We start from the raw sequence: 26030 nt of genomic DNA, 5'->3' as shown, positions 1-26030 counted from the left end.
CGTGGGTGTGGTGGTACGCGAAAGGTGCAGGGTGGGTGACTGCTTGCGCCTGATCCGGTGGTGGGGTGTGTGGGCGGAGGATCGTGGGGTCGTTGGTCGGGCGATTCTTGGAGTGTGTGGTGATGGGTGTGGATCCGTTGGTGTTGGCGCGGGTTCAGTTCGCGTTGACGGCGGCCACGCATTTCTTGTTCGTGGCGTTGACGTTGGGTTTGGCGACGTTGGTGGCGTTGACGCAGACGCGTTCTGTGGTGTCGGGGAGTGCGGTGCATGCGCGGATGACGCGGTTCTGGGGGCAGTTGTATGTGGTGAATTATGCGGTGGGGATTGTGACGGGGTTGGTGATGGAGTTCCAGATCGGGTTGAACTGGTCGGGGATGTCGCGGGTGACGGGGAGTGTGTTCGGGGCGCCGTTGGCGTTGGAGACGATTGTGGCGTTCTTTGTGGAGTCGACGTTTTTGGGGTTGTGGATTTTCGGGTGGGATCGGTTGAATCGGTGGGTGCATTTGGTGTTGATCTGGGTGGTGACGTTGACGGCGTATTTGTCGGCGTATTTTGTGTTGGTGGCGAATGGGTGGTTGCAGCGTCCGGTGGGGTTCGAGATGGTGGACGGTGCGGCGCGGTTGACGGATGTGGGGGCGTTGTTGTCGAATCCGACGGCGGTGTTGGCGTTTTTTCATGTGTTGTTCGGAGGGTTGTTGACGGCGGGGTTCTTCATGGCGGGGGTGAGTGGTTTTCACTTTCTGCGGCGGACGGTGGAGGTGGAGTTCTTTCGGCGGTCGATGCGGATCGGGTTGGTGACGGTGGTGGTGTCGGTGATTCCGGTGGTTGCGTTCGGGGGGATGCAGTTCGAGTACGTCCAGCCGACGAAGCGGGGTGGTGGGGACGGTGCGGCGGCGGCGGTGGCGGATTTCTCGGCGCGGTTCGGGCCTGATGTGTACATGCCGCCGCGTGGGGCGCAGGTCGGGTTGGGGTTGATGGTGTCGATGTGGTTTTTGATGGTGGTGTTGGCGTTGGTGGCTTTGGTGAAGTTGCCGTTCGGGCGGTGGCTGGTCCGGGGCCGGGTGTTCCACGTGGTGATGATCCTGGCGGTGCCGTTGCCGTATGTGGCGATGGTGTCGGGGTGGGTGTTCCGTGAGGTGGGTCGGCAGCCGTGGATGGTGTACGGGGTGGTGAAGACGCGGGACGCGTTGTCCCCGGGGGTGGGTTCGGCGGCGATGACGGTGTCGTTCGTGGTGTTCACCGTGTTGTTCGCGGTGCTGTTCGGGGTGAACGTGTGGTTGCTGGCGCGGTTCGCGCGGCGGGGTCCTGAGGGGGCGCAGTTGGGTGCCTCTCCCCCGGCGGAGCCGGTGTCCCCGGCGATGAGCCCGACGTTCTGAGGGTCCCGTTGCTCGTTCTGGTTCACGACGTTCTGACAGGAGTCTGGTGATGGATGTTCTCGCGGTGTTGTTGCTGGCCGTGTTCTCCGGCGGGTATCTGGCCCTGGCGGGTGCGGACATCGGGGTGGGGATGTTGCTGCCGTGGCTGGGCCGGGACCAGCGGGAGCGGCGGTTGGTGATCGCGTCGTTCGCGCCGTTCTTCCTGGGGAACGAGGTGTGGCTGGTGGCGTCGGCGGGGTTGGTCGCGGGGGCGTTCCCGGGGCTGGAGCACGAGCTGCTGGAGGAGCTGTATCCGCTGTTCGTGGTGCTGTTGGTGGGGTGGGTCGTGCGGGACATGGGGTTGTGGTTGCGGGGGCGCGTCGACGCGGTGGCGTGGCGCGGTGGGTGCGATGTGGCGGTGGTGGCGGGGAGTTGGGCGTTGGCGGTGGCGTGGGGGTCGGTGTTGGGTTCGTTGCTGTTCGGTGGTGAGTTGGGTGTGGGGAGCGTGGTGGGGGTGCCGTTGGGTGTGCTGTTCGTGTGGCATGGTGCGGGGTTCGCGCGGTGGCGGTTGCCGGTCGGTCTGGCGGGGCGGGCGGCGCGGATTCCGTCCCGGTACGGGTTGTCGGCGTTGGTGATGGCGTTGTTGCCGGTGGTGGCGGGTGTGGAGGTGTCGTGGTCGCGGGTGGCGGCCGAGGGTGCGGGGTTGACGATGACGGCGGTGACGACGGCGGCGGTGTTGCCGTTGCTGGTGGCGTCGCAGGCGCTGGTGTGGTGGACGTTTCGGGGGCGTGTGGAGTCGCCCTCGTACCTGTGAGTGGGGCCGGGTCATGGTGAGGGGGTCGTGGTGAAGGGTGTGGAGCGGCGGTTGTTGCGGTGTGCGCCGGTTCGGGTGCTGGTGGTGTTGGGGGTGTTGGCGGCGGCGCAGGGTGTGTTGGTGGTGGTGCAGGCGGAGTTGCTGGTGCGGGCGGTGGTGGGGTTGGACGCGGGTCCGTTGCCGTGGCTGGCGGGTGCGGTGGCGGGGCGGGCGGTGCTGGCGTGGGTGGTGGCGGTGGTCGCGGGTCGGGTGGCCGCGGGCGTGAAGCGGGGGCTGCGGGTGGCGTTGATGGGGCGTCCGGCGGGTGAGGCGGGGGCGCGGGTGACGTTGTTGACGCGGGGGTTGGACGCGGTGGACCCGTTCTTCACGGGGTATGTGCCGCAGTTGCTGGCGGCGTGCGTGGTGCCGGTGATCGTGTGGGCGCGGTTGGTGACGGTGGACTGGGCGTCGGCGGTGGTGGTGCTGGTGACGGTGCCGTTGGTTCCGGTGTTCGGGGCGCTGGTGGGGATGCGGACGGCGGCGTTGACGGGACGGCAGTGGGGGCTGCTGCGGCGGCTCGGCGGGCATTTCCGGGACGTGCTCGCGGGGTTGGGGACGTTGCGGTCGTTCGGGCGGGCGGAGCATCAGTCGCTGGTGGTGCGCGAGCTGGCGGACGGGCATCGGCGGGCGAGTGTGCGGGCGCTGCGGGTGGCGTTCTTGTCGTCGCTGGTGTTGGAGCTGGTGTGCGCGTTGTCGGTGGCGTTGGTGGCGGTTCCGGTGGGGTTGCGGTTGCTGGCCGGGGAGATGGTGTTGGCGGCGGGGTTGCTGGTGCTGGTGTTGACGCCGGAGGCGTATCTGCCGTTGCGGGCGTTGGGACAGCGGTTCCACGCGAGCGCGGAGGGGGTGGCGGCGGCGGAGGAGGCGTTCGCGGTGTTGGAGGGTCCGGAGCCGCGGCCCGGGGGCGCGCGGGTGGTGTCGCGGGGGGCGGGGCCCGGGCGGGAGGCTCCGGAGCTTGAGCTGTGTGGGGTGACGGTGCGGTATCCGGGGGCGGAGGAGGCGGCGTTGGAGGGGGTGTCGTTGCGGGTGGCGGCGGGTGAGCGTGTGGCGGTGACGGGCCCGTCGGGTGCGGGGAAGTCGACGCTGCTGCTGGTGTTGGCGGGACTGGTCGTCCCCGACTCGGGTGTTGTCGGGTGGTTCGGTGATGTTGTGGGACGAGCCGACGGCGCGGCTCGACCTGCGCAGTGAGCGGGCGCTGGTGGAGGGCGCGGCGCGGTTGCTGGTGGGGCGGACGGCGGTGCTGGTGGCGCATCGTCCCGCGTTGGTGGGTGTCGCGGACCGGGTGGTGCGGTTGGAGGGCGGCCGGGTCGCCGGTGACGTGCGGGGTGCGGCGGCGTGAGGCGCGGTAGGGGTAGGAGCGGGGGCGTGTGGGGTGCGGTGCGGCCGCATGTGGGGCGGCTGGTGGTCGCGGGGTTGGCGGGCGCGGCGGCGGAGTTGTGCGGGTTGGGGCTGGTCGCGGCGGCGGCGTGGCTGATCGCGCGGGCCGCGCAGCAGCCGGAGTTGGCGGCGTTGTCGGTGGCGATCGCGGCCGTGCGGGGCTTGGCTTTGGCGAAGGGGTCGCTGCGTTACGTGGAACGCCTGGTCGGGCACGATGCGGCGTTGCGGGCGCTGGCGGAACTGCGGGGCCGGGTGTTCGACGCGTTGGCCGCCGCGCGGCCCCCGTCTGGGTCGGTGCCGACGTCGGCGGGCGGGTCGGCGGGCCGGCGGGAGGTGCGGGACGGTGACGCGTTGATGCGGATGGTGTCGGATGTCGAGGCCGTCCAGGACGTGCTGCTGCGGTGCGTGCTGCCGGCGGTGGCGGCGGTGGCGTGCGGCGCCGCGGGTGTGGTGGTGTGCGGGCTGGTGTGGGCGCCCTCGGCGGTGGTTCTGGCCGGGGGTCTGCTGGTGGCGGGGGTGGTGGTGCCGGTGGCGGCGGCCGCGGCGGGGGGCCGGGCGGCGGCGCGGGTGGCCGCGGGACGGCAGGCGCTGGCGGTGCGGGCGCTGGACGTGTTGGAGGGCGCGGCGGACCTGGCGATGTTCGGCGCGTCGGAGCGGTTCGCGGCCCGCGCCGGTGACGCGGCGGGGCTGCTGGAGCGGGCGGAGCGGTCGGCGGCACGGGTGTCGGCGCTGGTGGCGGGGGCCGGGTTCGTGGTGCAGGGCGCCACGGTCGCGGTGGTGCTGTGGGGGGCGTCGCGGGCCGGTGCGGGGGTGGACGAGGTGGACGCGGCGGTGCTGGCGTTGACGGCGCTGGTGGCGGTGGAGTCGGTGCTGCCGCTGGCCGCGGCGGCGCGGCGGTTGCTTGAGGTGTGGCCGTCGATGCGGCGGGTCGGGGCGATACTCGCCACTCCCCCGTCCCCGGTGCCGGTTTCGGTGCCGGTGCGGCGTGGTCCGTTGGAGGTGGAACTGCTCGGGGTGCGTGTCTCCTACGGGGCGGGGTGGGCGCTGGACGGGGTCGACCTGCGGGTCGGGCGGGGACGGCGCGTGGCGGTGGTCGGAGCGAGCGGCGCCGGGAAGAGCACGCTGCTGGCGGCGGTGGCCGGTGAAGTGCCCGCGGCGTCGGGGGCGGTGCTGGTCGGCGGCCGGACCGTGGGGCGTGACATGCCCGGGGCGGTGCGGGGGCTGATGCAGGACGCGCACGTGTTCGCCGGAACGGTCCGGGCGAACCTGCTGCTGGCCTGCCCGGACGCGGACGAGGAGCGGTTGCGGGCGGCGGCGGGGCGGGCGCGGTTCCTGGAGGTGGTGGAGTCGCTGCCGGAAGGCTGGGACACGGTGGTCGGAGCGGGAGGCCGGGGCCTGTCGGGTGGACAGCGGCAACGGCTGCTGCTGGCGCGGGCGCTGCTGGCCGATCCCCCGGTCCTGGTACTGGACGAGCCGGCCGAGGCCCTGGACCCGGCGCTGGCCGACGCGGTGGTGGAGGACCTGCTGACACGGCCGGGGGGCGGGACGCTGCTGCTGGTGACGCACCGGCTGGCGGCGCTGGGGGCCGCCGACGAGGTGGTGGTCCTGGACCGGGGCCGGGTCGTGCAGCGCGGCCGACACGATGACCTGCTGGCGGCGCCGGGAGCCTACCGGGACCTGTGGTACGCCGAGGCCCTCGCCGCGGGCACCGCGTGACCACGTCGACGGTCGTGGCCGCCGACACGAACCGGGACGGCAAGAACTCTCCGGCGGAGTGCGCCGCGTTGATGCCACGGCACGGGTGCCGGTGATGTCCTGCCCGAGCCCGCTCCCCCGCCGATGGTCCCCGAACGGCCGCGGGCCGACCCGGTGACGTGTCGCCGCCGCGACGAGTCTCGCCGCCACCCGGGGCCTGGGGTAAAAACGGGCGATGTTGCCCTCGGTCATGTCGGACACGCCACCGACGCGCCGGTGGCGTCGGTGGTCCAGCCCGTGGAGGGTGAGCCGGTTGATCGTGCCGCCGAACTCCTCGTCGACGCGGGTGAGGAGCTCGTCTATGACGGTTGCGTGAGGGACGCCACGGAGGGTCCGCCCGTGTCGCTCGTCCCGACGCAGCCGAAATTCTCGTTTTCCGCGCGCCTGTACGGGACGGGCGCGTCCACGCCGCGTGAGTACCAGGAGGTGGACCGCCATGCCGCGCACGACGGCGGACCGCCTCGGGCGAAGCGACCGCCTACGCCGAGCGGCGGCCTTGAGCCGCGACACCGGGCGGTTGCATCGGTCAGTGGCATGCGCGGCGGTCGAGCGTGCGCGGGAACGGGGACGTGCCGCGACCCACGGTCTGAGGAACGCCGTCACCCGCGAACGTCACCGCCCGTACCGCGACCGCGTCCGCCATCGTCCCGTGAGCCGCGATCCAGAAGCGGGCCCCAGGGCGTCAAGGGAATCCGAGCGAAGGGCGACGACAAGGGAAGCGCCCTAGGGACAGGGGGCGATGGTGCTGAACGATGGCGGTCGGCAGCGGTGGTCGGCGATTCCCTCCCCGGCCCGGGCGACGGGGCCGTGGGCGACCCGAGGACGACCGGGGAGCGGTGGTGCCGGCAGGCCGTCAGGACCCTCGGTGCCCCGCCCATCGGGGTGTGCGGGGTTCCCGCGCGTCTGATTCAGCGGTGCGCTCCCCCCGGCGACCCGTTTCCTTCGGGCCGCCCCGGGTCGGCGGGCGGAGTGGTCGGCGTCGACGCAGGCGCGGGGCTGGGCGGGCGCTCGAGCGGTGTCTGCGCGCCGCCGCTCGCGGTCAGAGCAGGTCGCGGAGGGCCTGGCCGAGGACGGCGACGCCGTCGGTGATGTCGGAGGCGGGCACGGCGGCGTAGCCGAGGACCAGGCCCGGCGGGCACGGCCGCTGCGCGTGCCAGGACAGCGGGTGGGCCTTGACACCGCGGCCCAGGGCGGCCGCGGCGAGGTCGGTGTCGCGGAACCGTCCGGTGAAGGTGACGGTGAGGTGCAGACCGGCGGCGGTGCCGTGCACGGCGGCTCCCGGCAGGTGCGCGCCGATCGCGGTGATCATGGTGTCGCGGCGCTGGCGGTGGCGGCGCCGCGCCAGCCGCAGGTTCCGCTCCATCTCGCCGGACTCCATCAGTTCGGCGAGGACGAGTTGCGGCAGCGCCGCGTTGCCGAGGTCGGCGAAGCGTTTCTCGTCCACGATGGCGTCCAGATGGGCGGGCGGGGGCAGCAGCCAGCCGGTCCGCAGCGCCGGGGCCAGCAGCTTCGACACGCTGCCGGTGTAGAAGACGCGGTCGGTGAGCATGGACCGCAGCGCCGGGACGGGGGCCCGGTCGTAGCGGTGTTCGGCGTCGTAGTCGTCCTCGATGACCAGGCCGCCGTCCGCGGCCCACGTCATGAGGTCGCGGCGGCGGTGTCCGCCGAGGACGGTGCCGGTCGGGAACTGGTGGGCGGGGGTGAGCAGGACGGCGGGCGCGGCGGTGGCGCGCAGCGCGTCGACGCGGACGCCGTCGGTGTCGACGGGGACCGGTGGGGTGCGCATGCCCCAGTGCCGCAGGTGCTGGCGGACGCCGAGGGAACCGGGGTCCTCGACGGCGACGGTGTCGACGCCGTCGCGGGCCAGGACGCGGGTGATGAGGCCGAGGGCCTGGGCGGTGCCCGCGACGATGACGATGGCGTCGGGGTCGGCGCGCAGGCCGCGGTTGCGGGCGAGCCAGTGGGCGGCGGCGGCGCGCAGGGGCGCGGCGCCGCGGGGGTCGCCGTAGCCGAGGGCGGAGGCGGGCAGGGCGCGCAGCACGGTGCGTTCGGCGCGTTGCCAGGCGGCGCGGGGGAACGCCGACAGGTCGGGGACGCCGGGGGTCAGGTCGATGCGGGCGGACGCGTCGCGCAGAACGTCGAACACGTCGGATCCGGGGGTGCCGGAGAAGGAGGCCCCGGCCCCGGCCGGGGTGGGGGCGATGGGTGTGGGGGCGGTGAGGGGCGCGGCGACGACGACGGTGCCGGCGCGGCCGCGGCCGGCGATGTGGCCGTCGGCGACCAGGCGCTGGTAGGCCTCGGTGACGACGCCGCGTGAGACGTGCAGGTCGGCGGCGAGGACTCTGGTCGCGGGCAGGCGGCTGCCGACGGGCAGGCGGCCGTCGGCGATCGCGGCGCGGAGCCGTCCGGCGAGCCAGTCCGACAGGCCGCCGGGAGGCGCGTCGGCGGGGTCGAGTTGCAGGAAGTCCGACCCCCGCGATACGGACCTATCGGATGTCTCCGGATTGGACCTGTTCACCGAGCCATTGTGGGGCCACGGTGGCGTTATGGAAACCACGAGAACGGTCACCGCCCAAGGCGCGGAGCCCACGGGCGGATACGTGCACGGATACTCGGGGCGGGAGGCGCGGCGCCTGGGCGACCAGGCCGACGCGCTGGCCGACCTGCTGCACGAGGAGACCCGCTACCCGGCCGGGAGCCGGGTCCTGGAGGTCGGCTGCGGTGTCGGCGCGCAGACGGTGCATCTCCTGGAACGCTCCCCCGGCGCGCGCATCACGGCCGTGGACGTGTCCCGGGAGTCCCTGGAGCAGGCCCGGGAACGGGTGACGGCGTCATGCCCGGGGGCGAAGGTGCGGTGGCGGCACGGCGACCTGCACGACCTGCCGTTCCCCGACGACGCGTTCGATCACGTGTTCGTGTGCTTCGTCCTGGAACATCTGCCGGACCCGCGGGCCGCGCTCGCGGGCCTGCGGCGGGTGCTGCGGCCCGGCGGCACCCTCACCGTCATCGAGGGCGATCACGGGTCGGTGTTCCTGCACCCCGACAGCCCGCACGCCCGCGCGGTGATCGCGCACCTGGTCGCGTTGCAGGCCGCGGCGGGCGGTGACGCGCTCATCGGACGGCGGCTGGCGCCGCTGCTGGCGTCCGCCGGATACGACCGGGTCCGGGTGTCCCCGCGGACGGTGTACACCGACCGGTCGCGGCCCGCGCTCGCGCAGGCGGTCACCCTGGACACCTTCACCGCGATGGTCGCGGCCGTCCGCGACGACGCGATCGCCGCCGGGTTGACCACGCCCGCCGACTGGGACCGTGGCGTCGCCGACCTGCACCGCGCCGCCGAACCGGACGGCACCTTCCACTACGCCTTCTTCAAGGGCGTCGCCGTCAGACCGGCCTCCTGAGCCGCCCCCGGGGGCGGCGGTCGGTCGTGTGCGGACGGACGGTCGGCGGCTCCGGTTCGCTTGGCCGCGCAGGCACGGCGAACCGGACGGGCCGGGCGGTAAAGGTCGGAGGGGCGGTCAGTCCGGCAGGAGCGGGCCCAGCGGTCCCAGGTCGAGGTTGAGGTCGTGGTCGTCCAGGCCGAAATGGTCCTTGAGCCGGGTCATCGCCTCGTCCAGCCGCATCAGCGCCAGCCCCAGCGCCTCGATCTGCTCGTCGGTCAGGTCACCGCCTTCGGCGCGGCGCAGCGCCTGCCGTTCCATCAGCTGCCGGATCAGTTCCACCAGCGTCAGCACCAGCTTCACCAGGTCCCGCTCGACCGTCTCGGGATCGGTGTGCAGTCGCCGCAACGTCGGCGACGGGCGCTCGAACGGGTGCGTGGACGAAGGCCCGGACGAAGGCTCGGACGTGTGTTCGAACAGGTGCCCGGGCGGGTGCTCGGACGAGTGTTCGGTCAGGTGCGCGGAGGTGTCGGGTCGGGTCATGGTCGTTCCTCCTGTCCTTCCAGCTCCGGCAGCAGCTCGTCCCGGACCGTGGTGATCAGCGCCCGCAGCGACACCTGCACCAGGTCGACGCCCGCGATGGAGATCACCAGGTCGCCGGCGATGACGACGCCGCCGGCCAGCAGCCGGTCCAGCAGGTCGACCAGCGCGATCCGCTCCATCGGTGAGCCGGGCCCGTCGTCGTGCCAGACGGAGGTCACCGGTCCCCCGGCTCCCGCGCGGGCGTGGCGTCGTCGGTGTCGATGAAGGAGTACGGCGGCCACGGCCCCGTCACCTCCACCTCGATGCCCGGCAGCCGCTCCCCCGCCGCCCGCGCCACCGCCAGGAAACCCTCCGCCTGCTCCTCGTCCAGCAGGTAGGCGGCGTTGAGGATCTGGACGCCGGGACGTCCCGACAGGCGCGGGTCCTGCGGCGGGTGGTGCCGGTACGCCACCGCGTGGTCGGCGAGTTCGGCGTGCAGGTCGCGGGCCCGCGCGGCGGCCTCGCGCCCGGCGTCCTCGCGGCGGCGGCGCTCCCGCTGGCGGCGCCGCAGATACGCCGCCCCCGCCCCCGGCTCCCCACCACCGGATCCGGGGCCGGACGTGGAGACGGGCCCGGCGGCGGACACTGTGGCGGGTTCGGCGGGACGGTCGGGCGTGGCGGCGGCGCGCGGCGATCCGGGGACGGTGTAGGCCTTCACGCCCCACTCCGCGCGGCCCTCGACACGGTCGAGGACTTCACCGAACCGCGCGCCCTGCGCCGTCAGCACCTCGACGACCCGCGTGTCGTCGCGGTAGATCGTCGCGATCCGGACCGGCGCGGTCGGCGCGGCCCGCGCGGCCCGGTCCACCACGTCGTGGTGGGCGCGGGCGGTCGCCTCCAGCCACGCCAGGTCCTCCAGGTTGGCGCGCAGCGCCGCCTCCCCGTAGTCGGCCAGCCGGACGGTGCTGACCAGCGCGGTCAGCCCGTCGGCGACGACGCCGCGGACCGGGGCGCCCGCGACGCCGTGCGCGTCGCGCAACGCGGCCGGGTCCAGGCCTCGGGTCACCCCGTACAGGTAGACGGCGGTGCCGTCCGGCCGGTCACCCGCCTGCGATGTACCGGTCATGATCAGGGCTCCTTCCCCTGTTCCTCCGCCTGTCGCCGCGGGCGCTCGGCGGGCTCGGCGGGCTCCGCGGCGGCGGCGCCGTCGCCGGACTCCAGCGCCGCCAGCCGCTCACGGAGCCGCCGGTTCTCCTCCGCCAACTCCCGGTCCGCGGCGCCGTCACCGGACTCGGCGCGGGCGGCGGCCTTGGACGACAGCGACGGGTCGTGCTCCCACCAGTCGATGCCCATCTCCTTCGCGCGGTCCACCGACGCCACCAGCAGCCGAAGTTTGATCGTCAGCAGCTCGATGTCCAGCAGGTTCACCCGGATGTCCCCGACGATCACGATGCCCTTGTCGAGGATGCGTTCCAGCAGGTCCGCCAGGTTCGCCGGCTGTCCGTCGCCGGGCATCGACCGCGCGGCCGACCGGCCACCGGCCCAGGAGATATCACTCAACGCTGCTCAGTCCCTCCCCACCCGTCCCCGGGGGTAGCGGTGGACGCGACGGTAGGCGACCAGCTCACCGTCGGCGTCCACCTCCGTGTCATAGACCGCGAGGATGTCGGCGGAGTCGGGGATGCGGTGGGTCTCCACGACCTCCACCGTCACGCGCCAGCCGTCCCCGTCGGCGCGCTCCATCCCCACCACGGACTCCGCGCGCCGACCGGTCAACGCGGTGACGTGCTCGACCGCCCGCTCGGCGGCCCGGGACGCGGACATCATCGGCGGGCGCGGCCCTCGTTCAACCGCCCGATCAGTTCCTCCTCCCGGGCGGCGGCCTCCTCCTCGGTGATCTCACCGGCGGCGGCCTGGTCGGCGATCGCCTGCATCTCCGCGGCGATCCGCCCCGGGTCGTACAGCTGCGCCTCGGCCTGCTCGGTCAGCGTCTCCGCCAGCCACATCACCCCGCGCACGGGCGCCAGCGGCAACGTCACCAACCCGGTGAAGAACCCCATCGTCCTACACCTCGGGAACGAAGTCGTAGGGCGGCAGCGGCCCGATCAGCCGAAGCCGGATCCGGTCGGCGTGGGTGCGGCCCAGCTCCTCGACGACCCGCTCGAACTCGGCGCGCCGGTCGGCGGTCACCAGGAACGAGGCGTCCAGGACGTCCTCCTCCCGCACCGGGGGCTTGGGCGAGACCGCCTCCGCGGCCGGGGCCGCGGCCTCCAGCAGCACCTGCCCGTCGGTCTCGCGGCGCCGCGTCACCGCCTGCGCGATCAGCTCACCCAGCCGGACCCGGTCGTAGTACACCGCGTCGGCGATGTCGGGCGGCACCTCACGCAGCCGCCGCGCCAGCTCGGCGATCTCCGGTTCGGCGTCCATGATCTCGCGAAGCACGGTCTCCTGGACGTAGGTGGCCTTCAGCCGCAGCTCCACCCGGCCCTCCAGCCGGTCCAGCGCCTCGGCGAACCGGGCGGTGTTGTCGGCCAGCAACTCCTTCTCCACGGCGGTGGTGTCGGTCAGCGCCGACCCGAACCGGAACGGGAGCACCACGGTCCCGGCCTCCACCAGCGCGTTCAGCACCCGCTGGTGCGCCACCAGGTCGGCGCGCTCACCGAGCGGCCGATTCCCGGGCAGGTCACTGACGATCGCGGCGCACCCGCCGCCACCGTCCACCAACCTGACCGGACGGTCCTCAAGGCCGGCGACGTCGGCCGGGAGCGCCGCGCCCGAGCGCGTCACCCCGTACACGTACTGCGGGCCGTGCCCGGCGGCCTGCCCAGCCGCGGACTCCGCCGCGGGCTGCGACGCGGATCCAGGTGTGGGGGTCGTCATCGTCACTCGTCCTCCTTCCGGCGCGACCGGCGCCGCGAGGACTGCTCTTCCTTCTCGGAGTCCTCATCGTCGCCGGAGTCGCCGAAGGTCTCCTTGAGCCGCTCCGAGGCGCCTTCCAGCGCCCCCTTGGTCTTCTTCTTGGCGCCCGACTCCTGCATGCCGTCCAGCACCTGCGGCAGGCCCTGCGAGGTGCCGTCGTGGGCGATGTCGAGCCGGTTCACCGCCTCGGCGAACCGCAGGTAGGTGTCGACGCTCGCGATCACGATCCGCACGTCCACCGTGAGGATCTCGATGCCGACCAGCGACACCCGCGCGTACAGGTCGATGACCAATCCCTTCTCCAGGATCAGGTCGACCACGTCGGCCAGGCTGCTGCCCGACCCGCCGCGCTGGACATAATTGCTGCCCGAAGTCTGCTGGGCTACAGGCCCAGTCATCTCAACTCCTTCATCGGGGGTGTTCGTCTGGGGTTGAAGCACCCACGGGTGTACCCGTCACGAGCTGCCTAAACGGGTCGTCGGGATTCGGTCACGCGACCGTCAAGGCGCCGCGGCCACGCCCGGGCACCCAACGACCGGCAGGAACGGCCCACAGGGACGGCCCGCCGCACGCGGGTGGCGGCGGGGACGACGGTTGGAATCGTTCCGCCGGGTATGCCGGAGGCCATGCCCGCCAACGAGGCCGCCGACGAGCCCGGTTCACAGCCCGACGTCGGGCGCGGGCGCCGCGCCGCCGAGGCTCTCACGTGGTGGACGGCGCTGCTGGCCTGCTACCTGGCGTTGGCGTCCACCATCACCCTCACCGAGATCACCGTCGGGGCGGTGACGGCGGCCGCGGGCACCGCCGCCGCCATCGCCGGACGCCGCGCACTCCTCCCCACCGGGCCCACCACCGGCGCCGACGGCGCCGCCCAGCGCGCCGCCGACCGGGCCGCCGCGCGACGATCCCTCCGGCCCGCGCGGCTCCTGCCGCCGCTGGCACGGCTGCCCGCGCAGATCGCCGCCGACACCGCCCGCGTCACCGTCCGCGGCGCGGGCGGCGGGCACTGGACACGGCCGGCCGTCGCTCCCGGACCCGCCGCCCGCGGCGCCGCGACACTGCTGCTGTCGGCCTCCCCCGGCACCTACGTCGGTGGCGTGGACCCCGACCGCGGACTGCTGCGGGTGCACCGCCTCGCCCCCGGCCCGTCCCCGTTCGAACGGCGACTGGAACGCGCCGGGCTCATCGCCGACCCCGCCCCCGGCCGCGCACCGGCACCCGGCGCCCCGCCCGACGAGGAGCCGCCGTGAACACCGATGTGCTGAACACCGCGGGACCCGCCCTGGCCGTCATGGCGGGCGCGCTGCTCCCGGCGCTGCTGTCGACCCTGCACGGCGGTCCCACCGGGCGCCTGGCCGGGCTGATCGTCACCGGCCCCCTGGTCACCCTGGTGACGGTCCCGCTCGCCGCCGCCTACGGTCGCCCCGCCTACCTCGACGTCGCGCTGGTGCTCGCGCTGCTGTCGTTCGCCGGATCACTGGTGTTCGCGCGGTTCCTCAGCCGAACACTGTGAACGCCCAGAGGAACCCGAACGTGAGCCGGAGGGGACACCGATGAGCCTGGACCTGGTCGCCGACGTGCTCAGCTGGGCCGGCGCAGCCGTCGCCGTCGCGGCCGGCCTGCGGCTGCTCGGCACCCGCGGCGCCGCCGCCCGGCTGCACACCATCGCGCCCGTCACCGCCCTGGCCGCGCCGCTGCTCATCGCCGGAGTGGCGCTGCGGCCCTGGGCGTCCTGGCACGACGTCGCCAAACTCGCCGCCATCGCCGTGCTGCTCGCCGCGACCGGGCCCGCCACCGTCGTCACCGCCGGACTGGCCGCCCGGCGCGCCGCGGACCGGCCCGAGGAGACGACGTGAGCCCGAACCGGCCCACCGGACACGCCCCGCCACCGGACCCCCTCGGCCTGGACGCGCTGTCGGGGCCGCTCGCCGACACGTTCATCGCCGCCGCGCTCGCCCTGGCCGCGCTGATGGCGACCGCGGTCGTGCTCACCCGCCGCACCGTCCGGCAGGCGATCGTCCTGTCGGGGTACGGGATGGTCCTCGGACTGCTCTTCCTCATCCTCCAGGCCCCCGACGTCGCCATGTCCCAGATCGGCGTCGGAACGGTCCTGCTGCCGCTCATCGTCGTCCTGGCCCTGCACGCCACCCGCCGCTACCGCGACACCGCCACCGGGAACGGCCGACACGACGACGGGCGACCGGACGGTGCCGACACGCGGAACGACACGCGGGCCGACACGCGGAACGACACGCGCGGCGGTGGGCAGGCCGACGGGCGGGGAGCCGGGCGGTGACGCCCCGCGCCCGCGTCGCGCTGTTCGCGTTCGGCGCCGCCGGCACCGCCGCCCTGTACACCGCGGGGACCCTCGACCTGCCCGGGTTCGGCGGGGCCTGGCACCCCTACGCCGACCGCGCCGTCCGCCAGGCCGTCGCGCACGGCACCCCCAACGCCGTCGCGTCGGTCACCTTCGACCAGCGCGCCTTCGACACCCTCGGCGAGGAGATCATCCTGCTGGCGGCCGCGGTCGCCGCCGTCGTGCTCCTGCGCGTCCTGCGCCGCGAGGACGAGGACACCGACGGCTCCCACCGGCACGGCCCCGCCGACGTGCCCGACGCGCTCCGCCTCGTCGGGCACCTGCTGCTCCCCCTCACCCTGACCGTCGGCGTCTACGTCGTCGCGCACGGGCACCAGTCCCCCGGCGGCGGCTTCCAGGGCGGAGTGATCCTCGGCACCGCCGTCCACCTGCTGTATCTGGCCGGGGACTATCCGGCGCTGCGGCGGCTGCGGCCCCTCCCGGTGTTCGAGGCCGCCGAGGCCGTCGCCGCCGCCGCGTTCGTCGTGCTGGCCCTGGCCGCCACCGGGTGGGCCGCCACGGGACGGGTCCCCGCCCTCAACGGCGCCGTCGGCGTCGAGGTCGGCTGCGCCCTGACCCTGCTGCTCGGCAGGTTCTTCGAACAGGCCCTGCTCGTCCGCCCACCCGCCCCACCCGGCGGGCGGACCGGACGGACCGGGGAGGCGCCGTGAGCGTGCTGCCCTACCTGACCGCCGGGTGGATCATGCTCGTGGGCGTCTACGGCATCGTCACCAGCCGCGACCTCATCCACGCCGTGGTGTGCCTGTCGGTCACCCAGTCCGGCACCTACGTTCTGCTGCTGGCCATCGGCTACCGGTCCGGCGCCACCGCGCCGGTGTTCTCCGACCGGCCGCCGCCACCGGCGGGCGGGCCCGTCACCGACCCCGTCGTGCAGGCCATGGCCCTCACCGACATCGTCGTCGGCGCCACCGTCACCGCGCTGCTGCTCGCCCTGGCCGTCCAGGTCGCCAAGCGGCGCGGCACCCTGGACCCGGACGCCCTGCGGTCCCTCGAACCGTGATCCTGCAACTCACCGTCGCGCTTCCCGTCCTGGTCGCCGTGCTGCTGGCCGCGGCCGGGCGGTGGCTGCCGCGCCTGGCCGTCGACATCACCGCGCTGCTCACCGCCGCCACCGTCACCGCCCTGACCGCGCTTACCCTCGCCCGCTCCCCCACCACCCCGCAGGTGGTGTGGCTCGGCGGCTGGGGACCGGGCACCGGCGTCGGCGTCCCCCTGGCCGCCGACCCCCTCGCCGCCGCGCTCGCCTGCGTCACCGCCGTCCTCACCCTGGCCGCGCTCGCGTTCTCCTGGCGGTACTTCACCGACATCCAGGCGATCTTCCACGCGCTGGTGCTGCTGTTCCTGGCGTCGATGTGCGCGTTCATCTACACCGGCGACCTGTTCGACGCGTTCGTGTTCTTCGAGCTGATGAGCGTTGTGGCGTTCGCGCTGACCGGCTACCGGTCCGAGGAGCCCTCCACCGTCCACGGCGCCCTCAACTTCGGCATCGTCCAGTCCATCGGCGCCTACCTCACCCTCACCGGCATCGCCCTGGTCTACGGCCACACCGGCGAACTCGGCCTGGCCACGGCCGGACGCCACCTCACCACGACCGGCACCGCGACCGGGGGCGGAGACGCGCTGGTCACCGCCGCGTTCGTGCTCATCTGCACCGGATACCTGGTCAAGGCCGCCGCCGTCCCGTTCCACTTCTGGCTCGCCGACGCCCACGCCGTCGCGCCCACCCCGGTGTGCGTCCTGTTCTCCGGCGTCATGGTCGAACTCGGCGTGTACGGGGTCGCGCGGACGTACTGGGCCGTGTTCGACGGGCTGGTGCCGCTGCGGGCCGTCGCCGTCCTGGGCGCCGCCGCCGCGCTGCTCGGCGCCGTCATGTGCGTCCTGCAGAACCACGTCAAGCGGCTGCTGGCCTACTCCACCATCAGCCATGTCGGGCTGCTGCTGGTCGGTGTCGCCGCCGCGACCCCCGACGCGCTCGCCGGAACCGCCTACTCCCTGGCCGGGCACGCCGGTGTGAAGGGCGCGCTATTTCTGGGCGCCGGGGCACTGCTCAACCGGCACGAGACGGTGGACGTTCGGGAACTGCGCGGACGTGGCCGCGGCATGCCCGTCACCGGCATCACGTTCCTGGTCGGCGCGCTGTGCCTGGCCGGGCTACCGCCCTCGGGACTGTTCGCCGGACACTCGGTCACCGAACACGCCGTCCTCGACGTCGGCTGGTGGTGGTACACGCCGCTGTCGGTCGCCGCGTCCGCGCTCACCGCCGGGGCCGTCCTACGCGTCTGGCTCGTGGTGTGGCAAGGCGCCCGTACCACCCCCGCCCCCACCCACGGTCCAGACCACGGTTCAGATTACGACCGTGGCGCGTCCCGCGGGGACCCGCCCGAGGCCGGTCACGAGGACCCCGAAACACGCGTCACGCTCGGCTCCGTCCCGTGGACGATGCTCACCCCCGGCATCGTGCTGCTGGCCGCCGGACTACTCGCCGGACTGCTCCCCGGCGGGCCCGTCGCCCGCGCCGCCGAGGTGTTCGCCGACCGCGCCGCCTACGCCGGGCTCCTCCTGGACGGTCACCTCACCCACCCGAGTCCGCCGCCCGCCGACCCGTGGACCGTGCCCGGTCTCGGCGGATCCGCCGTCACGCTGCTGCTCGCCGCCGCCGTCGCCGCGGCGCACCACCGCAACCGACACCGCACCCACGGTCAAACCGGCCATCGCACCCGTCGTGGCACCGGCCGTCGCGCCGGTCGTCCGATGGCCGGTGTCGTGTCGGCGGTGCGGTCGGCGGCGGGGTGGGGCATCGGGCGCCTGCACGCCCTGCACTCGGGCCACATCGGCGACTACGCCGCCTGGCTCACCGTCGGGGTCACCGTCCTGGCCCTGCTCACCCTCCGGTTCTGACCCCGGGTTCCGACGGCGCGGCGCCGTCATCCGCTCCACAGGCGCCGCTTGCGGTAGCGGGGCTCCCACGTCACCCGGTTCAGGTCCCGCAGCGGCGCCGGCAGCGCCGCCAGGAACCGGCTCCGCTCGATCGGCGGGATCCCGTCCACCACCCACGGGACGAACGTCGGCGTCCGGGCCTCGCAACGCCGTCCCGCCTCCACGGCGAACGCCTCCCACTCCTCGGCCGCCAGCACCGACTCCGCCAACGGCAGCACGCCCGTCGCCTCATGCCGCAGATGCGCCTCCAGGGCCGCGCGCAGCTCCCGCACCGCCGACGGCAGATCCCGGCCGTCCTCCAGGGCCGTGTCGACCCGGCCGATCAGCGGCCCGATCCGGTCGTTGTCGGCGCGCAGCACCGCCAGCACGCCCCGCTCGGCGCGGCGGTCCCCGACCGCCCGCTCCACCCGCGGCCCCAGCACCCGCCCGGTCAGCTCCTGATGCAGCCCGAACAGGTCCTTGAAGTTCTCCCAGCCCTCGCGGACGTGCGCCGCCCGGCCCTTGCCGGCCGCCGCGGCCGCCGCGAGCCGGTCCAGGTCCCGGCAGAAGGCGTCGTGCGCGCCACGCAGGATGGTGTCGTACGCCCTGTCACGCGGCCGGATCACGAATGCTCCCATACCTGTATGAGCCTCCCAGAGGCCGTGATGTGACATCGCGGGCGCGTCACGAGACGCACATCACACCTGCGGTCCGCGCCCGGCGAGAAGGCCACGGCACCTCTTTCCATGCCATAAAGTATGTAACTGTTTATGCCGTATAGTGTTAAGCGAGGAGCCAGCATGCCACTGCCGTCCGCCGCGGGCACGGCCGCCGACGCCCACGACGTCATCGAGGTCCGCGGCGCCCGGGAGAACAACCTCGCCGACATCGACGTCGACGTCCCCAAACGCCGCCTGACCGTCTTCACCGGCGTGTCCGGCTCGGGCAAGTCCTCGCTGGTCTTCGGCACGATCGCGGCCGAGTCACGGCGCCTGATCAACGAGACCTACACCGCGTTCGTCCAGGGGTTCATGCCGAGCATCGGCCGTCCCGACGTCGACGCGCTGCGCAACCTCAGCGCCGCCATCGTCGTCGACCAGGAGCCGATGGGCGCCAACTCCCGCTCCACGGTCGGCACCGCCACCGACGCCCACGCCATGCTACGGATCGTCTTCAGCCGCCTCGGCGAACCGCACGTGGGCACCTCCACCGCGTTCAGCTTCAACAACGCCGAGGGCATGTGCCCCGCGTGCGAGGGCCTCGGCCGCGCCTCCCGCATCGACATCGACCAGATCGTCGACCGGGACCGGTCGCTGAACGAGGGCGCCATCACCGTCCCGAACTTCGGCGTCGACACCTGGTACTGGAAGATCATCGCCGGGTCCGGGCTGTTCGACCCCGACCTGCCGCTGCGCGACTACACCCCCGCCCAGTGGGACGACCTGCTCCACAAACCCGCCACCAAGATCAAAAGCGGTGGGTTCAACATCAACTACGAGGGCGTCCTGGTCAAGGTCAAACGCCTCTACCTCGACCGGGACACCGAGACGCTGCAACCCCACATCCGCGCGTTCGTCGACCGCGCCGTCACCTTCAGCGCCTGCGGCGCCTGCGGCGGCGCCCGCCTGGCCCCCGCCGCGCTGTCCAGCCGCATCGACGGCCGCAACATCGCCGACTGCGCCGCCATGCAGATCAGCGACCTGGCCGAGTTCGTGCGCGGCATCGACGACGCCTCCGTCGCGCCCGTGGTCGCCGCCCTGCGCGACACCCTGGACTCCCTGGTCGAGATCGGCCTCGGCTACCTCAGCCTGGACCGCGAGTCCACCACCCTGTCCGGCGGCGAGGCGCAACGCGTGAAGATGGTCCGCCACCTCGGCTCCAGCCTCACCGACGTCACCTACGTGTTCGACGAACCCACCGTCGGGCTGCACCCCCACGACATCGCCCGCATGAACGACCTGCTCCTGCGACTGCGCGACAAGGGCAACACCGTCCTGGTCGTCGAGCACAAACCCGAGACGATCGCGATCGCCGACCACATCGTCGACCTCGGCCCCGGCGCCGGCGCGGACGGCGGGCGGATCTGCTACACCGGCGACCTGGCCGGGCTGCGCGCCTCCGCCACCCTCACCGGACGGCACCTGGACCACCGCGCCCGCCTGCGCGGCGACGGCACCAAGGTCCGCGAACCGTCCGGCCACCTCACCGTCAAAGGCGCGTCCCTGCACAACCTCAAGGGCGTCGACGTCGAATTCCCCCTCGGCGTCCTCACCGTCGTCACCGGCGTCGCCGGATCCGGCAAGAGCTCCCTGGTCCACGGGTCGCTGCCCGGACGCGACGGCGTCGTCATGGTCGACCAGGCCCCCATCCGCGGATCCCGCCGCAGCAACCCCGCCACCTACACCGGGCTGCTGGACGCGATCCGCGCCGCGTTCGCCAAGGCCAACGGCGTCAAGGCCGCCCTGTTCAGCGCCAACTCCGCCGGCGCCTGCCCCGCCTGCAAAGGCATCGGCCTGATCTACACCGACCTGGCGATGATGGCCGGAGTCGCCACCGTCTGCGAGAAATGCCAGGGCCGCCGCTACACCGACGAGGTCCTCACCTACACCCTGCGCGGCAAGAACATCAGCGAGGTCCTGGCCATGCGGGTCGACCAGGCCCGCGAGTTCTTCACCACCGGGCAGGCCCGCGCCGTCCTGGACCGCCTCGCCGACGTCGGACTCGGCTACCTCGGCCTCGGACAACCCCTCACCACCCTGTCCGGCGGCGAACGGCAACGCCTCAAACTCGCCATCCACATGGCCGGCGACGCCGCCGTGTACGTCCTGGACGAACCCACCACCGGACTGCACCTCGCCGACGTCGACCAACTCCTGGCCCTGCTCGACCGCCTCGTCGACGACGGCAACACCGTCATCGTCATCGAGCACCACCAGGCGGTCATGGCCCACGCCGACTGGATCATCGACCTGGGCCCCGGCGCCGGAGCCGACGGCGGACGGATCGTCTTCACGGGCACACCCGCCGACCTCGTCTCGAGCGCCGACACCCTCACCGCCCGACACCTACGCGCCTACACCACCCACCCCTGACCCGCGCATCCCACCCGCCCGAGCCCGAGCACGCGCCGCCCCCGGCGGCGGAAACGACGGTGACCGCCACCGGGGGCGGCGGAACGTGCGCCGCAGGCGCCGACGAACCCGCTCGCGAACCGCGCGGTCGCCAGTGCGATCAGCGGCCCCCGTCGAGGGCGCGGTCACGCTCGCCCGGGTCCACCTGCACGAGCGGCTCCCGGACGCGGCGTCCCGGACGGTCCGTCCCGTGCTGCGTGCTCGTCGGGCTCCAGCTCATCTTCAACGGGTCGTCCGCCCGGCGTCGCGGGCCGACACGCGAACAACACCCCATCAACAACTGGTCGTGGTGGCGCTGTCACCGGACGGGAGTGGTGACGCCGTGCGCGGACGGGCGACCCCGAGCCCGGTCTCACCGACCGGGTCGGCGGCGCCCTCCGAGTCGTGGACGAGCGTCGGCGAGGAAGTCGCCTCCGGCGGGCGCCTTCTCACGCCGGGCGAACGCGTCCCGGACAGGTCAGTCGAGGGAGGTGTCGCCCAGCGATTCCAGCAGCGTCCGCAGCGCCCCCGCCAGCCGTTCCCGGTCCGCCGGGTCCAGCGCCGCCAACAACCGGTCCTCGTTGGCGGCGTGCAGGCCCACCAGCTCGTCCACGATCCGCAGGCCCTCCGGCGTCAGCCGGACCCGCACCGACCGCCGGTCACCGGTGTCACGGACCCGCTCCACCAGCCCCTTGGCCTCCATCCGGTCGATCCGGTTGGTGATCGCACCGGAGGTGACCATCGCCGCCCGCAACAGCTCACCCGCCGTCAGCTCGTACGGGGCGCCGTGCCGGCGCAACGTCGCCAGCACGTCGAACTCCCACGTCTCCAGCCCGTGTCCGGCGAAGAAGTCCTTCAACTCCCGGCGCAGCAACTGGTTCGCCCGCGAGATCCGCCCGACCACGCCCATCGGCGACACGTCCAGGTCGGGCCGCTGCCTGCCCCACTGCGCCAGGATCGCATCCACCGCGTCGGCCATGGACCCACCTCCATCCACAATCTCAACGTTGTGAATATCAATAACGCGGCCTCCTCGCCACGAGCCGCGCGGTCGTAGATCGACCAGAACCCGCCGGAAGATCGCACGGCTCCAGGTGACCTGCCAGGCGGCCCGGTACGGCGACTCGACGAGGAGGCGATGCGCGAGGCGGCGCAGCCCAAGGACGACCCGGCCGACCTGATCAACGTGGCGTCGGGGGACCTGGTCCGCGCACGCTGCGAACCGCCCGGACCCACCACGACGGCCCAGGCGATCAGTGCCGAGGTGAAGACCGAGTCCCTTCAGCCGTGGCCGGGCGCCTGGACGTGAGCGCGCGGTCCTGGCCGGCTCGGCAGCCGATGGTCGAACCGGTCAACCGGCGCAGCGAGGCCACCGACGCCGCCGACCCGCGCGAATCCTCGAAAGACAAGCGGCTGATCTCACTGGTGAGCTTCGCGCGCACGGCGCGACCGTAGCCCGCGATGACGTGACGACCACGTTCTGGCCTCCCCGACAGTCGTCCGGGACCCAGGTGGCCCTCCGGCGGGGCGTGCGGTGACTGATCATCGGTCGCGTGCGGTGGCGACGGCCGCCGGCACGATGGCCAGTGCCAGGATGCCGCCGCCGACGGCCAGGAGCGGGTAGCCGGCAGCGGCGACGACGAGGCCCGAGGCCATGCCGCCGGTGGCGCCGGCAACGGCGATGGCGACATCGACCATGCCCTGGGTCTTGGCGCGAGTGGCCAGCGGGACGGCGTCGGTGACGATCGCGGTGCCGCTGACGACACCGAAGTTCCAGCCCACACCCAGCAACGCGAGGGCCACCACGAGCGAGGCGACGGAGCCGCCGGGGGCGGTGGCGGCGATGATCCCGGCGGCGAGCAGGGTCAACCCGGAGGCGGCGGCGAGCGTGAGGCGGCCATAGCGGTCGACGAGCCGGCCGGTCAGCGGCGAAGGCAGGTACATCGCGCCGATGTGGACGGCGATGACGAAGCCGGACGCGCCTGCGCCGTGGCCGTGGTCGCGCATGTGGACGGGCGTCATCGTCATGATCGCGACCATGACCAGTTGGGTGAGCACCATGACCAGCGCGCCGACCAGCAGGCGGGAGCGGTGTCCTTCTACCGCCGGGCGCGGTCGGCCGGCGGCCTCGCCCGGCTGCGCGCCCGCCGCGGCGACGCACTCGGCTTCCAGGGCGCCGGCCAGCAGCAACGGGTCGGGGCGCAGCCAGACGACGAGGATCAAGGCGGCCATCGCATAGGCGGCGCCGGCGAGAAGGAACGGCCCGGCCAGGTAGGGGACGCCGAGGCTGTGAGCGAGGTCGCCGGTGGGTGCGGTGAGGCTCGGGCCGACCACGCCGCCCAGGGTGGTGGCGACGAGCACGGTGGACACGGCGCTCGCGCGGCGCGCGGGGGACGCCAGATCGGCGCCCGCGTAGCGGGCCTGCAGGTTGGTCGCCGCACCGGCGCCGTAGACGAACAGCGAGAGGAACAACAGGGCGGCGTTGCCGGCGACGGCCGCCGCGATGACACCCGCACTGCCCACGGCACCGGTCAGATACCCGGCGGCAAGGCCGGGGCGGCGACCACGGGCCTGGGAGACGCGCCCGACGGCGAGGGCCGCCAGCGCGGACCCGGCGGTACCCAGGGCACTGGGCAGACCCGCAAGCCCGGTGGAGCCGAGCATCTCCTGCGCGAGCAGGGCACCGACGGACACCCCGGCCGCCAGTCCGGCGCCGCTGAGAACCTGAGCGGCGACGAGAACGATCAGGACGCGACGCTGCACCTGGGCATGCGGAAGGCCCTCGGTCCGGGCGGGCACGGTATCGGTCACAGAAGAATGTTCCCTTATGGGCGTGAACCGCCCGAACCGCGCCGTCGGCGCCGTTGCGGCGGGTGCGAGCGACGGGCAGGCGGCGTCGACGGGCGGGCGCCCACCGCTCCGACCGGCCCGTCAGCCCCGGTCGCCGAAGTCCAGGCGGTCGACCAGCCCGGCGGCGGTGAAGGCGGCCACCAACTCGTCACGCCCCTCGGTGAAGTGCGCCCACCCCTCGTAGTGGACGGGAACCACCCGGCGAACACCGAGGATCTTGACGGCCTCGGCGGCCTGGGCGCTGGTGAGGACGAGGGGCGCGTTGTCGAACCGGACGGCGAAGCGGGGAGCCCCGGCGAAGAGGATCGCGGTGTCCACCGGGTCGAAGCGTTCCGCGATCTGCTCGACCACGTCGAGCGAGGCGTTGTCGCCGCTGACATAGATCCTGGGCAGGCCCTCCCCGGTCAGGACGAACCCGACGACCTGGCCGGTGACCGGTTCGACCTCCTCGCGTGCGCCGGGCCCGTGGATGGCGGGCACACCCGTCACGGTGATCGTCCCGCCGCCGGGACGATCCAACTCGATCGCCTCCCAGTCGGCCAGTCCCCTGGCCCCCTCCCCCAACCGTTGCCCGCCCCCGGGTGTGGTCAAGGTGAGGGGAACGTCGGCGAGCAGTGCACGGCCCGAGTGGTCGAGGTTGTCCGGGTGCTGATCATGAGAGAGCAGCACCACGTCGATCTGGCCGAGGTCGCCCGGTGCGGCGGAGGAGGGCGCGAGCTTGGTCAGCCGGCCGTCCGGCACCGGGTACTCGCGGGGAGGGTCGAACGTCGGATCGGTCAGGAAGCGCAGGCCACCGTACTCGAAGAAGGCGGTCGGGCCACCCAGGACACGGACAGGGATCTGCTCGGTGGTCGTGCTGGTACTGGCCAACTCAGGCACCTCACGGATGAGAAGTGGTCTATCCGTGAAAAAACGTACCGGTCTCTCACGGACGAGTGCAAGCCGTAACATGAGAACCATGAGTGACGCCCTGACCGCCGAGCCCGCGCCGCCACCCGCGCCGGGGGCGGAGGACTATCTCGCCCTCGACTTCGTCAACACCGTCATCGCGCGGCCCGCGGGGCAGCTCATCGATCTCCTCGGCACCCCCACGGCGACGAATCGGTGGCTCAGCGAACGCGGCCTCGCTCCGGCCGACGCGGGGCTGCAGGAGATGTGCGCGACGCAGCTGCGCTCGCTGCGTGAACACATCAGGGCACTGTTCGTCGCCCACGTCTCCGGGCTGCCCGCCTTGCCAGCGGCCCTGTCCGCCGTCAACGACGCGCTGAGCAGGGCCCCCACGGCCGCCCTCCTGTACTGGGACGAGAAGACCGGCCCCTACCGGGCGATCCCATGCCCCACCAACGAGATCCTCGACCGCGCCCTCGCGACCCTCGCGGCCAACGCGGCCGACCTCCTGACCGGCCCCGACGCCGAGCGCCTGACCGCCTGTGGTTCCGCCCCCTGCAGGCGCTACCTGCTGCGCCACGGCCGCCGCCACTGGTGCTCCGTCCGCTGCGGCGACCGCGCCCGCGCCGCCCGCGCCTACGCCCGACGCACCCGGCCGAACGCAGACTGACGAACGCAGACTGACGAACGTGCCCGCGCGATGATCGGTGGCGACGCCCATGGGCGGCTCCGGTGGACACGCCCGCGTGCCGCCGCATCGAATCGCGTCGGGCCCGGGACGCTCAGGGAACAGGGCTCCTCCGGGCATCCCTCGCCCGTCAGACCGACGTCCATGCCGGGCCCCCGCCGCGGCCAGAGGAACATCGGTCGACACGCCGAATCGCCCGGCCGCACGGTTACGACGGTGGGCCCGAACGTTCCCGTCGGCGACAGCGCGCAGCACCTCCCGCCGCCGGTCCGACAGCCCGACACCCATCAAGATCCCCGCCTGGCCTCAACCCCGCCTGGACGCGGCCAACGACCCGCAGTTCCTGCGAACCGGAGACGCGGTGGCAGAGGGCGCGAAGGCCGCCGCCAAGAAGTACATCGACGACCTCCCCGCCCACCGCACCAGATCCAACGCCATCGCCGCATGCCCGGGGACGTGGCCGTTCCCGATGAGCCGGGCCACACGGGCGACAGCCTGACCGGCGACATCCCCGCGCGTCTCCGCCGAGCCGCGGTAGAGGCGACGGCGATGCGCGCCGTCCAGCGGGGACCGCAGGACGGCGCGCGACGCGACGGACCGCACCCGGCATCGCCGCGCCCGGTCCGCCGACACCCGTCGAGAGGCGTCAGGCGACGGCGGTCCCCTCCAGTTCGACCAACAACTCCGGGATCGCCAACCGTGCCACCCCGAGCATCGTGGTGGACGGCGCCACCCCCGCCGCGCCCAACCGCGACGCCAGCACCCCGTAATGCTCGAAGAGCCGGTCGACGTCGGTGGCGTAGACGTTGAGCCGGACGAGGTTCGCCAGGGACATGCCCGCCTCGGCCAGCACGGCCTCCACGTTGTCCAGACTCAACGCCAACTGCGCCGCCATGTCACCGATATGCTGGGGCTTTCCGTCGCCGCCCATCGCCGCCTGCCCGGCGCAGTACAGGGTCCGGGTGTGCCCGGAGACGACCTCGCCCTGGTTATAGCCCAGCTCCACCGACCACGCCCACGGGTTGACCGCCGTCCGCTCCATC

Annotated in this window: 31 protein-coding genes; 17 read left to right on the top strand and 14 right to left on the bottom strand. The window is 73.4% G+C overall.

Annotated elements, in window-relative coordinates; all coding sequences use genetic code 11:
• Positions 1–122 precede the first annotated feature (122 nt).
• From D0T12_RS16630 to cydC, 5 genes are read left to right on the top strand one after another with little or no spacing between them, the layout of a single operon-like run.
• On the top strand, positions 123–1376 hold the full coding sequence (locus tag D0T12_RS16630; protein WP_407642092.1) for a cytochrome ubiquinol oxidase subunit I: 1254 nt from the start codon (positions 123–125) through the stop codon (positions 1374–1376).
• A gap of 49 nt (positions 1377–1425) precedes the next feature.
• Positions 1426–2169, top strand: a complete 744-nt coding sequence (locus D0T12_RS16625) for a cytochrome d ubiquinol oxidase subunit II (RefSeq protein WP_117400529.1) — start codon at positions 1426–1428, stop codon at positions 2167–2169.
• 27 nt (positions 2170–2196) lie between these two features.
• Positions 2197–3393, top strand: coding sequence for an ABC transporter transmembrane domain-containing protein (locus tag D0T12_RS37035; protein WP_267900407.1), 1197 nt, complete (start codon positions 2197–2199; stop codon positions 3391–3393).
• The gene (locus D0T12_RS36580) at positions 3347–3544 is read left to right on the top strand and encodes a P-loop NTPase family protein (RefSeq protein WP_147339531.1); all 198 of its coding nucleotides are present in this window, start codon (positions 3347–3349) and stop codon (positions 3542–3544) included. Before D0T12_RS37035 ends, D0T12_RS36580 begins: the two co-directional genes overlap by 47 nt.
• 26 nt (positions 3545–3570) lie before the next feature.
• Entirely contained in the window at positions 3571–5298 is a 1728-nt protein-coding gene (gene cydC, locus D0T12_RS16610; protein WP_233526112.1) for a thiol reductant ABC exporter subunit CydC, read from the top strand.
• Between the two features lie 1078 nt (positions 5299–6376).
• Here cydC and pdxR read toward each other — a convergent pair.
• On the bottom strand, positions 6377–7855 hold the full coding sequence (gene pdxR / locus D0T12_RS16605) for a MocR-like pyridoxine biosynthesis transcription factor PdxR (protein ID WP_117400526.1): 1479 nt from the start codon (positions 7853–7855) through the stop codon (positions 6377–6379).
• Positions 7856–7883: 28 nt separating this feature from the next.
• Here pdxR and D0T12_RS16600 point away from each other — a divergent pair, with 28 nt between their 5' ends.
• Complete coding sequence (locus D0T12_RS16600) at positions 7884–8738, top strand: L-histidine N(alpha)-methyltransferase (protein WP_117400525.1); 855 nt, start codon at positions 7884–7886, stop codon at positions 8736–8738.
• A gap of 117 nt (positions 8739–8855) precedes the next feature.
• Here D0T12_RS16600 and D0T12_RS16595 read toward each other — a convergent pair whose 3' ends face one another.
• Genes D0T12_RS16595 through gvpJ form a run of 8 tightly spaced genes read right to left on the bottom strand, consistent with a single transcriptional unit; the run spans position 8856 to position 12556 of the window.
• A complete protein-coding gene (locus D0T12_RS16595; protein WP_117400524.1) occupies positions 8856–9260 on the bottom strand; it encodes a gas vesicle protein K in 405 nt (134 codons plus the stop codon).
• Positions 9257–9478 (bottom strand): gas vesicle protein, encoded by a 222-nt coding sequence (locus tag D0T12_RS16590; protein WP_233526111.1) that lies wholly within the window; start codon positions 9476–9478, stop codon positions 9257–9259. Before D0T12_RS16590 ends, D0T12_RS16595 begins: the two co-directional genes overlap by 4 nt.
• Positions 9475–10365 (bottom strand): GvpL/GvpF family gas vesicle protein, encoded by an 891-nt coding sequence (locus tag D0T12_RS16585; protein WP_117400523.1) that lies wholly within the window; start codon positions 10363–10365, stop codon positions 9475–9477. The genes D0T12_RS16590 and D0T12_RS16585 overlap by 4 nt, the downstream gene beginning before the upstream one ends.
• A 2-nt stretch (positions 10366–10367) precedes the next feature.
• Positions 10368–10799: a gas vesicle protein gene (locus D0T12_RS16580; protein WP_407642090.1), complete on the bottom strand. Its 432-nt coding sequence runs from the start codon at positions 10797–10799 to the stop codon at positions 10368–10370.
• 6 nt (positions 10800–10805) lie between these two features.
• Entirely contained in the window at positions 10806–11066 is a 261-nt protein-coding gene (gene gvpO / locus D0T12_RS16575; protein WP_117400521.1) for a gas vesicle protein GvpO, read from the bottom strand.
• A complete protein-coding gene (locus D0T12_RS16570; protein WP_117400520.1) occupies positions 11063–11299 on the bottom strand; it encodes a gas vesicle protein GvpG in 237 nt (78 codons plus the stop codon). The genes gvpO and D0T12_RS16570 overlap by 4 nt, the downstream gene beginning before the upstream one ends.
• Before the next feature lie 4 nt (positions 11300–11303).
• Positions 11304–12119, bottom strand: coding sequence for a GvpL/GvpF family gas vesicle protein (locus tag D0T12_RS16565; RefSeq protein WP_117400519.1), 816 nt, complete (start codon positions 12117–12119; stop codon positions 11304–11306).
• A gap of 2 nt (positions 12120–12121) precedes the next feature.
• The gene (gvpJ, locus tag D0T12_RS16560; protein ID WP_117400518.1) at positions 12122–12556 is read right to left on the bottom strand and encodes a gas vesicle protein GvpJ; all 435 of its coding nucleotides are present in this window, start codon (positions 12554–12556) and stop codon (positions 12122–12124) included.
• 228 nt (positions 12557–12784) lie between these two features.
• Here gvpJ and D0T12_RS16555 point away from each other — a divergent pair, with 228 nt between their 5' ends.
• The 7 genes from D0T12_RS16555 to D0T12_RS16525 are packed head-to-tail and all read left to right on the top strand — an operon-like array spanning position 12785 to position 17433.
• Positions 12785–13408, top strand: a complete 624-nt coding sequence (locus D0T12_RS16555) for a hypothetical protein (RefSeq protein ID WP_147339529.1) — start codon at positions 12785–12787, stop codon at positions 13406–13408.
• Positions 13405–13671 carry a monovalent cation/H+ antiporter complex subunit F gene (locus tag D0T12_RS16550; RefSeq protein WP_199487503.1) on the top strand — a complete coding sequence of 89 codons (267 nt, stop codon included), beginning with the start codon at positions 13405–13407 and terminating at the stop codon, positions 13669–13671. The genes D0T12_RS16555 and D0T12_RS16550 overlap by 4 nt, the downstream gene beginning before the upstream one ends.
• Before the next feature lie 40 nt (positions 13672–13711).
• Positions 13712–14014 (top strand): monovalent cation/H(+) antiporter subunit G, encoded by a 303-nt coding sequence (locus D0T12_RS16545; RefSeq protein ID WP_117400516.1) that lies wholly within the window; start codon positions 13712–13714, stop codon positions 14012–14014.
• The gene (locus tag D0T12_RS16540; protein ID WP_233526110.1) at positions 14011–14454 is read left to right on the top strand and encodes a Na(+)/H(+) antiporter subunit B; all 444 of its coding nucleotides are present in this window, start codon (positions 14011–14013) and stop codon (positions 14452–14454) included. The genes D0T12_RS16545 and D0T12_RS16540 overlap by 4 nt, the downstream gene beginning before the upstream one ends.
• Positions 14451–15185: a Na(+)/H(+) antiporter subunit B gene (locus tag D0T12_RS16535; protein WP_117400515.1), complete on the top strand. Its 735-nt coding sequence runs from the start codon at positions 14451–14453 to the stop codon at positions 15183–15185. The genes D0T12_RS16540 and D0T12_RS16535 overlap by 4 nt, the downstream gene beginning before the upstream one ends.
• Positions 15182–15535: a sodium:proton antiporter gene (locus D0T12_RS16530; protein WP_117400514.1), complete on the top strand. Its 354-nt coding sequence runs from the start codon at positions 15182–15184 to the stop codon at positions 15533–15535. Before D0T12_RS16535 ends, D0T12_RS16530 begins: the two co-directional genes overlap by 4 nt.
• On the top strand, positions 15532–17433 hold the full coding sequence (locus tag D0T12_RS16525; RefSeq protein WP_117400513.1) for a complex I subunit 5 family protein: 1902 nt from the start codon (positions 15532–15534) through the stop codon (positions 17431–17433). Before D0T12_RS16530 ends, D0T12_RS16525 begins: the two co-directional genes overlap by 4 nt.
• Before the next feature lie 26 nt (positions 17434–17459).
• Here D0T12_RS16525 and D0T12_RS16520 read toward each other — a convergent pair whose 3' ends face one another.
• Positions 17460–18077 (bottom strand): hemerythrin domain-containing protein, encoded by a 618-nt coding sequence (locus D0T12_RS16520; protein ID WP_158581518.1) that lies wholly within the window; start codon positions 18075–18077, stop codon positions 17460–17462.
• Positions 18078–18221: 144 nt separating this feature from the next.
• On the opposite strand from D0T12_RS16520, the gene D0T12_RS16515 reads away from it, so the two are divergent.
• Positions 18222–20543, top strand: coding sequence for an ATP-binding cassette domain-containing protein (locus D0T12_RS16515; protein WP_407642089.1), 2322 nt, complete (start codon positions 18222–18224; stop codon positions 20541–20543).
• Positions 20544–21039: 496 nt separating this feature from the next.
• On the opposite strand, the gene D0T12_RS16510 is transcribed toward D0T12_RS16515, so the two are convergent.
• Positions 21040–21540, bottom strand: a complete 501-nt coding sequence (locus D0T12_RS16510) for a MarR family winged helix-turn-helix transcriptional regulator (RefSeq protein WP_117400510.1) — start codon at positions 21538–21540, stop codon at positions 21040–21042.
• Between the two features lie 159 nt (positions 21541–21699).
• Between D0T12_RS16510 and D0T12_RS35370 the strand changes: the two genes are divergently transcribed.
• Complete coding sequence (locus D0T12_RS35370) at positions 21700–21870, top strand: hypothetical protein (protein WP_158581517.1); 171 nt, start codon at positions 21700–21702, stop codon at positions 21868–21870.
• Between the two features lie 233 nt (positions 21871–22103).
• Here D0T12_RS35370 and D0T12_RS16505 read toward each other — a convergent pair whose 3' ends face one another.
• Positions 22104–23372, bottom strand: coding sequence for an MFS transporter (locus D0T12_RS16505; protein WP_117400509.1), 1269 nt, complete (start codon positions 23370–23372; stop codon positions 22104–22106).
• A gap of 120 nt (positions 23373–23492) precedes the next feature.
• The gene (locus D0T12_RS16500; RefSeq protein WP_233526109.1) at positions 23493–24290 is read right to left on the bottom strand and encodes an MBL fold metallo-hydrolase; all 798 of its coding nucleotides are present in this window, start codon (positions 24288–24290) and stop codon (positions 23493–23495) included.
• Positions 24291–24369: 79 nt separating this feature from the next.
• On the opposite strand from D0T12_RS16500, the gene D0T12_RS16495 reads away from it, so the two are divergent.
• Positions 24370–24969, top strand: coding sequence for a CGNR zinc finger domain-containing protein (locus D0T12_RS16495; RefSeq protein ID WP_117400507.1), 600 nt, complete (start codon positions 24370–24372; stop codon positions 24967–24969).
• 379 nt (positions 24970–25348) lie between these two features.
• On the top strand, positions 25349–25486 hold the full coding sequence (locus D0T12_RS35365) for a hypothetical protein (protein WP_158581516.1): 138 nt from the start codon (positions 25349–25351) through the stop codon (positions 25484–25486).
• 147 nt (positions 25487–25633) lie between these two features.
• Here D0T12_RS35365 and D0T12_RS16485 read toward each other — a convergent pair whose 3' ends face one another.
• On the bottom strand, positions 25634–26029 hold the full coding sequence (locus D0T12_RS16485; protein WP_117401044.1) for a RidA family protein: 396 nt from the start codon (positions 26027–26029) through the stop codon (positions 25634–25636).
• Position 26030 lies beyond the last annotated feature (1 nt).

The organism is Actinomadura spongiicola (assembly GCF_003432485.1).
GTDB lineage: Bacteria > Actinomycetota > Actinomycetes > Streptosporangiales > Streptosporangiaceae > Spirillospora > Spirillospora spongiicola.
Note: the sequence above shows the minus strand (reverse complement) of the source record. Positions and strands in the feature narration are given on the sequence as shown.

Coding starts and splice junctions, on each gene's coding strand:
- D0T12_RS16515 (WP_407642089.1), top strand. CDS start 18,222: ATGCCGTATAGTGTTAAGCGAGGAGCCAGCATGCCACTGCCGTCCGCC.
- D0T12_RS16570 (WP_117400520.1), bottom strand. CDS start 11,299: ATGGGGTTCTTCACCGGGTTGGTGACGTTGCCGCTGGCGCCCGTGCGC.
- D0T12_RS16630 (WP_407642092.1), top strand. CDS start 123: ATGGGTGTGGATCCGTTGGTGTTGGCGCGGGTTCAGTTCGCGTTGACG.
- D0T12_RS16545 (WP_117400516.1), top strand. CDS start 13,712: ATGAGCCTGGACCTGGTCGCCGACGTGCTCAGCTGGGCCGGCGCAGCC.
- D0T12_RS16495 (WP_117400507.1), top strand. CDS start 24,370: ATGAGTGACGCCCTGACCGCCGAGCCCGCGCCGCCACCCGCGCCGGGG.
- D0T12_RS16485 (WP_117401044.1), bottom strand. CDS start 26,029: ATGGAGCGGACGGCGGTCAACCCGTGGGCGTGGTCGGTGGAGCTGGGC.
- D0T12_RS16555 (WP_147339529.1), top strand. CDS start 12,785: ATGCCCGCCAACGAGGCCGCCGACGAGCCCGGTTCACAGCCCGACGTC.
- gvpJ (WP_117400518.1), bottom strand. CDS start 12,556: ATGACTGGGCCTGTAGCCCAGCAGACTTCGGGCAGCAATTATGTCCAG.
- D0T12_RS16585 (WP_117400523.1), bottom strand. CDS start 10,365: ATGACCGGTACATCGCAGGCGGGTGACCGGCCGGACGGCACCGCCGTC.
- D0T12_RS16625 (WP_117400529.1), top strand. CDS start 1,426: ATGGATGTTCTCGCGGTGTTGTTGCTGGCCGTGTTCTCCGGCGGGTAT.
- gvpO (WP_117400521.1), bottom strand. CDS start 11,066: ATGATGTCCGCGTCCCGGGCCGCCGAGCGGGCGGTCGAGCACGTCACC.
- D0T12_RS35370 (WP_158581517.1), top strand. CDS start 21,700: ATGCGCGAGGCGGCGCAGCCCAAGGACGACCCGGCCGACCTGATCAAC.
- D0T12_RS16595 (WP_117400524.1), bottom strand. CDS start 9,260: ATGACCCGACCCGACACCTCCGCGCACCTGACCGAACACTCGTCCGAG.
- D0T12_RS16565 (WP_117400519.1), bottom strand. CDS start 12,119: ATGACGACCCCCACACCTGGATCCGCGTCGCAGCCCGCGGCGGAGTCC.
- D0T12_RS16600 (WP_117400525.1), top strand. CDS start 7,884: ATGGAAACCACGAGAACGGTCACCGCCCAAGGCGCGGAGCCCACGGGC.
- D0T12_RS16510 (WP_117400510.1), bottom strand. CDS start 21,540: ATGGCCGACGCGGTGGATGCGATCCTGGCGCAGTGGGGCAGGCAGCGG.